The organism is Sphingomonas sp. (genome assembly GCF_035758555.1).
GTDB lineage: Bacteria > Pseudomonadota > Alphaproteobacteria > Sphingomonadales > Sphingomonadaceae > Sphingomonas_B.
Window position 1 is genome coordinate 1 of the sequence record NZ_DASTXI010000120.1, and the last position, 5886, is coordinate 5886.

At 67.1% G+C, this 5886-nt stretch carries 4 protein-coding genes; 2 read left to right on the forward strand and 2 right to left on the reverse strand.

The window, feature by feature from the left end:
- The coding region (locus VFT73_RS07545) for a glycosyltransferase (protein ID WP_326409625.1) at positions 1–2766 on the forward strand (2766 nt) is incomplete at its 5' end.
- 141 nt (positions 2767–2907) lie between these two features.
- Here VFT73_RS07545 and tldD read toward each other — a convergent pair.
- Both tldD and VFT73_RS07555 read right to left on the reverse strand, forming a co-directional pair.
- Positions 2908–4338, reverse strand: a complete 1431-nt coding sequence (gene tldD, locus VFT73_RS07550) for a metalloprotease TldD (RefSeq protein WP_326409626.1) — start codon at positions 4336–4338, stop codon at positions 2908–2910.
- A 117-nt stretch (positions 4339–4455) separates the two neighbouring features.
- A complete protein-coding gene (locus VFT73_RS07555) occupies positions 4456–4659 on the reverse strand; it encodes a zinc-finger domain-containing protein (protein ID WP_326409627.1) in 204 nt (67 codons plus the stop codon).
- Between the two features lie 153 nt (positions 4660–4812).
- Between VFT73_RS07555 and VFT73_RS07560 the strand changes: the two genes are divergently transcribed.
- Entirely contained in the window at positions 4813–5730 is a 918-nt protein-coding gene (locus VFT73_RS07560) for an ABC transporter ATP-binding protein (protein WP_326409629.1), read from the forward strand.
- The last annotated feature ends 156 nt before the right edge of the window (positions 5731–5886 follow it).

Here is a 5886-nt window from a genome sequence, read left to right on the forward strand (position 1 = left end):
TTCCTGATCGCGAACAAAGCCGATGGCGCCTTCTTCGATATCGAGAACCTGCCGGCGTCCGCACAGCGCGACTATCACACGTTCCTTCAGGAAGCGCGCGCGCGGTTCCGGCCGCGCGGCTGGCTGATCGCGATGGCGGTGCCGGTCGGCGACGCGAGCTGGCGCCTGCCCGCTTATGCGCACCAGGTCGATCGCCTGTTCCTGATGGCCTATGACGAGCATGATCCCGACGGCGATGCGGGACCGATCGCGTCGCAAGCCTGGTTCGCGGCGACGCTGGCTCACGCGCTGAAGGGCCTGCCCCTCGACAAGGTCGTCGTCGCGATCGGCTCCTACGCCTATGACTGGACGCCTGGCCGCCCCGCCGACACGCCGTCGATCGAGGAAGCGATGCTGACTGCACATGATTCCGGCGCCGTTCCCCGCTTCGATCCAGTCAGCGGGAACCTGACCTTCTCCTATCAGGATGGAGGAGAGGATCACGAGCTGTGGATGCTCGACGCCGCATCCTTCCACAACCAGATGATTGCAGCGCACGCACAGGGCGTCAGCGGCATCGCGCTCTGGCGGCTCGGCACCGAGGACCCGTCGGTCTGGCAGATCTTCGGGCGACTGCATCGCGGCGCCACCGATGTCCGCGCGATCGAGCGCATCCCGGCCGGCACGGACGTCGATATCGAAGGCACGGGTGAAGTTCTTCGTGTCGGATCGATGCCGGTTCAGGGTCTGCGCCGGCTGACGCTCGACCCGCGTGGGCTCGTCACCGGCGAAACGTTCGTCCAGCTGCCGCTCCCCTTCTCGATCGAGCGCGCGGGCTACAGACCCGGCCTGGTCGCACTCACCTTCGATGACGGCCCGGATCCCGACTGGACACCCAGGATCCTCGACATATTGAAGGCCAAACACGTCCCCGCCACTTTCTTCATCGTCGGCGAAAATGCGCTCACCTATTGCGACCTGCTGGAGCGCGAGGTGCGCGAGGGGCACGAAGTCGGCAACCACACCTACACCCATCCCAATCTCGGCCGCACCGGCGACGCCGTCACCCGGATCGAGCTGAACGCGGTGCAGCGGCTGGTGCAGGCCTTCACCGGTCACGCGATGCGGCTGTTCCGCGCGCCGTTCTTCGGCGATGCCGAGCCGACCACGGCGGACGAAATCGTACCGGTCGAAGTCGGGCAGCAGCTCGGCTATCTCTCGGTCGGCCTGCACGTCGATCCGGGCGACTGGACCCGGCCCGGCGTGCAGCCGATCATCGACCGCACCATCGCCGGCGTGCTCGCCTCGAATCCGGAGCGGAGCGGCAACGTCTTGCTGCTCCACGATGCCGGCGGCAATCGCGCGCAGACGGTCGCGGCGCTGCCCGTCATCATCGATCAGCTTCGCGCGCGCGGATATCGGTTCGTGCCGGTGTCGGAGCTGGTCGGCCTCAGCCGCGCCCAGGTGATGCCGTCGCTGACGCCCGAAGAACAGCGCGACGCGCGCACCGACCTGGCGCTGTTCACCGCGCTCGGTGCCTTCCAGACGGGCCTCAAATGGCTGTTCGGGATCGCGATCACGCTCGGCATCGCGCGCGCGCTCAGCCTGTCCGGCCTGGCGCTCTGGCAGGCGCGGCGCGAGCAGCAGGAGACGCCGCCGGTTATCCGCCCCGGCCGGTTCGTCTCGGTGCTGATCCCGGCTTTCAACGAAGCGCGGGTGATCGAAGCGTCGGTGCGCCGCGTCCTCGCCAGCACCGCCGTCCAGCTTGAAGTGATCGTAATCGACGACGGCTCGAAAGATGGCACCGGCGACATCGTCGACCGCGCCTTTGCCGGCGAACCCAAGGTCAAGCTGCTGCGGCTGGAGAATGGCGGTAAGGCGCGCGCGTTGAACCGCGGCCTCGCCATCGCCCGCGGCGAGTTCATCGTCGCACTCGACGCCGACACGCAATTTCCAAAGAAGACGATCGCGCGGCTGGTTCGCTGGTTCGCCGATCCCGCGATCGGCGCGGTCGCGGGCAACGCGAAGGTCGGCAACCGGGTGAACCTCGTCAGCCGCTGGCAGGCGCTGGAATACATCACGGCGCAAAATCTGGAGCGCCGCGCGCTGGCCCGGCTCGATGCGATGACCGTCGTGCCCGGCGCGGTCGGCGCATGGCGGGCGGAGGCGCTTCGGCAGGTCGGCGGCTATCCGCCCGACACGCTCGCCGAGGACCAGGACCTGACGATCGCGATCCAGCGGCAGGGCTGGAGAGTCCGCTATGACCAGGATGCCGTCGCCTTCACCGAGGCGCCGGAGACGTTCCGCGCGCTCGCCAAGCAGCGCTTCCGCTGGGCGTTCGGAACGCTGCAATGCCTGTGGAAGCACGGCGCGGTGCTCAGGACCGGTCGCCCGCGCGGGCTGGCGCTGGTCGGGCTGCCGCAGGCGATGCTGTTTCAGATCGGCTTCGCCGCCATCTCGCCGGTGATCGACCTCGCGCTCATCTTCAGCGTGATCGGCACCGCGATGCGTGTACAGGAACATGGCTGGGCGCAGACGCACACCGATCTGGTGGTGATGGCGACCTACTGGATCGCCTTCACCGCGATCGACCTGCTCGCCGCCTCGATCGCCTTCGCGCTATCGACACGCGAACGCTGGCGGCTGATGTGGCTGCTGATCCCGCAGCGCATCGGCTATCGCCAGATCATGTACTATGTCGTGCTGAAAGCCCTCGCCGCCGCGATCCGCGGCCCGCGCGTCGGCTGGGGCAAGCTGGAGCGGAGCGGCCGGGTGAACGCGGCATAGCGCGATCTGTTCAGGCAGGACTCGATCGTCCCGAGCGTAGTCGAGGGGCGCTGCTCCGAAACCTGCACCAGCGCCCCTCGACTGCGCGCTGCGCGCTACGCTCGGGACGAGCGATGTGGGTCGACCAGACCCCATCCAGCTCTACGCCGTCGCAGTCCCGCCCACTGTCAGCCCCTCGATCAGCAGACTCGGCTGGCCGACGCCTGCGGGCACGCTCTGGCCGCCCTTGCCGCACATGCCGATGCCTTCGTCGAGCGCGAAGTCGTTGCCGATCGCGCGGACCTTGGTCAGCACGGTGGGGCCGTCGCCGATCAGCGTCGCACCCTTGATCGGCGCGCCGAGCCGGCCGTTCTCGATCCGGTAGGCCTCGGTGCAGCTGAACACGAATTTGCCGGAGACGATATCGACCTGCCCGCCGCCAAAGCTCTTCGCGTAGATGCCGGTGCCGGCGCGGACGAGCATCTCGTCGGGATTGTCGTTGCCGGCCTTCATGAAGGTGTTGGTCATCCGCGGCATCGGCCCATGGGCATAGGACTGGCGACGCCCGTTGCCGGTCGGCGCCACGCCCATCAGCCGCGCGTTCAGCCGGTCCTGCATATAGCCCTTCAGGATGCCGTCCTCGATCAGCACGGTCTCACGCGTCGGCGTTCCCTCGTCGTCGATGCTGAGCGACCCCCGCCGGTCCTGGATCGCGCCGTCGTCGACCACGGTCACGCCCGGCGCCGCGACGCGCTCGCCGATCCGGCCGGAAAAGGCCGAAGTGCCCTTGCGGTTGAAATCCCCTTCCAGGCCGTGGCCGATCGCCTCGTGCAGCAGAACGCCCGGCCAGCCGGGACCGAGCACGACGGTCATCTCGCCTGCCGGCGCCGCGACCGAGTCGAGGTTCACCAGCGCTTGTCCCAGCGCGATGTCGATACCGCGCTGCCATGCCGTTTCGTCGAACAGCCGGCCGTAGAGATAGCGCCCGCCCATGCCGTACGAGCCCGTCTCGCGCCGCCCGTTCTGCTCAACCACGATCGAGATGTTAAGCCGCACCAGCGGCCGCACGTCCTGCGCGACGAATCCGTCCGGCCGCACGATCTCGACCACGCTCCACGATCCGGACAGCCCGACCGACACCTGCGCGACGCGCGGATCACGGGCGCGCGCCGCGGCGTCGATCCGCTGGCACAGCGCGACCTTCTCGGCGAACGGCACCAGCGTCAGCGGATCGTCGGCCGTGTAGAGGTGACGGTTGCTGCGCTGGGGTGGCGGCGCCGGCTGGCCCTTGTTCGGATCGAGCAGCTGCATCGTATCGGCCGCACGCCGGATCGCGGCGGCGCTGAGCTCGTTCGCGTGCGCAAAGCCCGTCATCTCGCCCGACACGCCGCGCAGCCCGAAGCCCGCCGTCGTGTTGTAGTCGGCTGTCTTCAGCCGCCCGTCGTCGAAGCCGAAGCTCTCCGACGTCGAATATTGCAGATAAAGCTCGCCATCGTCGCAGCCCTTCAGGGCCTGCGAGGTGAGGCGAAGCGCGGTGTCGGGGTCGAGATCGGCCCGGTACAGCCAGGCGCGCGGGTCGGCGGGGAGAGTCATGCGCCTGAACATAGGCAGCCTCCCCCCATTCGTCATGCCGGACTTGATCCGGCATCCATCTTTTCTTCTCGTGCCTCGCAGGAGAAGGTGGACCCCGGATCAAGTCCGGGGTGACGATCAGTAGTTTGACAACTCGGGCTGATCCACCGGACCGCCCGAAAGCACGAAGCGCCGGTCGCAATAGCCGCACTCGCCGAAGCCGCGCTCATCGATCTCGATATAGATGCGCGGATGGCCGAGCGCCGGGTCGATGCCGTGCCCTGAGCCGTCGCAGGCGACACGGCGGGAGGATACGCGGAAAGTCTCGGGCGGCGGGATCATGGCGCGCGAATAGCGAAGGCTTGAATAAGCATCAATGATTCCGTTCGTTTCGAGCGAAGTCGAGAAACGGCATCGCCAAAGCCAACGCTTCTCGACTTCGCTCGAACCGAACGGGGTTGGTTGGACGGATACGACCCGCTACAGCCCGCTGCCATGACCGAAGCCGCGATTTCGATCCGGGAGCTCGCCAAGACCTACAGGGGCGGCAAGCGCGCGTTGGACGGCGTCACGTTCGACGTGCCGCGCGGACAGATCTTCGGGCTGCTCGGCCCGAACGGTGCCGGCAAGTCGACGCTGATCAACATCCTGTCGGGCATGGTAATGAAGACCAGCGGCTCGGCGTCGATCTGGGGCTTCGACATCGGCGAGCATCCGCGCAACGCCAAGGCCTCGATCGGCATCGTGCCGCAGGAGATCGTCTTCGATCCCTTTTTCACGCCTTACGAGACGCTGGAGCTGTTTGCCGGCCTCTATGGCGTGCCCAAGGGGCAGCGGAAATCGATGGAGCTGCTCCGCGCTGTCCATCTGGAGGACAAGGCCAACGCCTATTCGCGCACCTTGTCGGGCGGCATGAAGCGGCGGCTGCTGGTCGCGAAGGCGATGGTTCACTCGCCGCCGGTGCTGGTGCTCGACGAGCCGACCGCCGGCGTCGACATCGAGCTCCGCCAGCAGCTCTGGGCCTATGTGCGCGAGCTGAATGCGCAGGGCGTGACGGTGGTGCTCACCACCCATTATCTCGAGGAAGCCGAAGAGCTCTGCGACCGGATCGCGATCATCAACCATGGCCGGCTGATCGCCAACGAGCCGACGCGCGAGCTGGTCAACAAGGCGCAGGAGAAATTGGTCCAGGTCACGGTCGACCGCGACCTCGAGGCGCCGCCCGCCGCCCCCTGCTTCGAGAAGATCGTGCTGAAGGGCGAGCGGGTGCTCGAGATCACCTATTCCAAGGCGAAGGTGAACGCGGGCGAGGTTCTCGAAGCCGTCAGCGGCGCCGGCCTCGGCATCGTCGACGTCTCGACCAAGGAAGCGGACCTGGAGGACGTGTTCCTGTCCCTTACCCGGGCGGCATGACAAACGCGGGCCATCAGCATTGCCCGGTTTGCGGTCGTCGCGTGGCAGAATTTGCGCGATACCCCCGATACCTTTGCCGTGACTGCGCCTCACGAGCTACTTCCGCTGATGGAAGACCACTCGCATTTTCGAATACAAGCTTCGGCGGAGGGTATT

Excerpts from the sequence above, each read along its gene's own strand:
- tldD (WP_326409626.1), bottom strand. The coding sequence starts at position 4,338 with ATGACTCTCCCCGCCGACCCGCGCGCCTGGCTGTACCGGGCCGATCTC.
- VFT73_RS07560 (WP_326409629.1), top strand. The coding sequence starts at position 4,813 with ATGACCGAAGCCGCGATTTCGATCCGGGAGCTCGCCAAGACCTACAGG.
- VFT73_RS07555 (WP_326409627.1), bottom strand. The coding sequence starts at position 4,659 with ATGATCCCGCCGCCCGAGACTTTCCGCGTATCCTCCCGCCGTGTCGCC.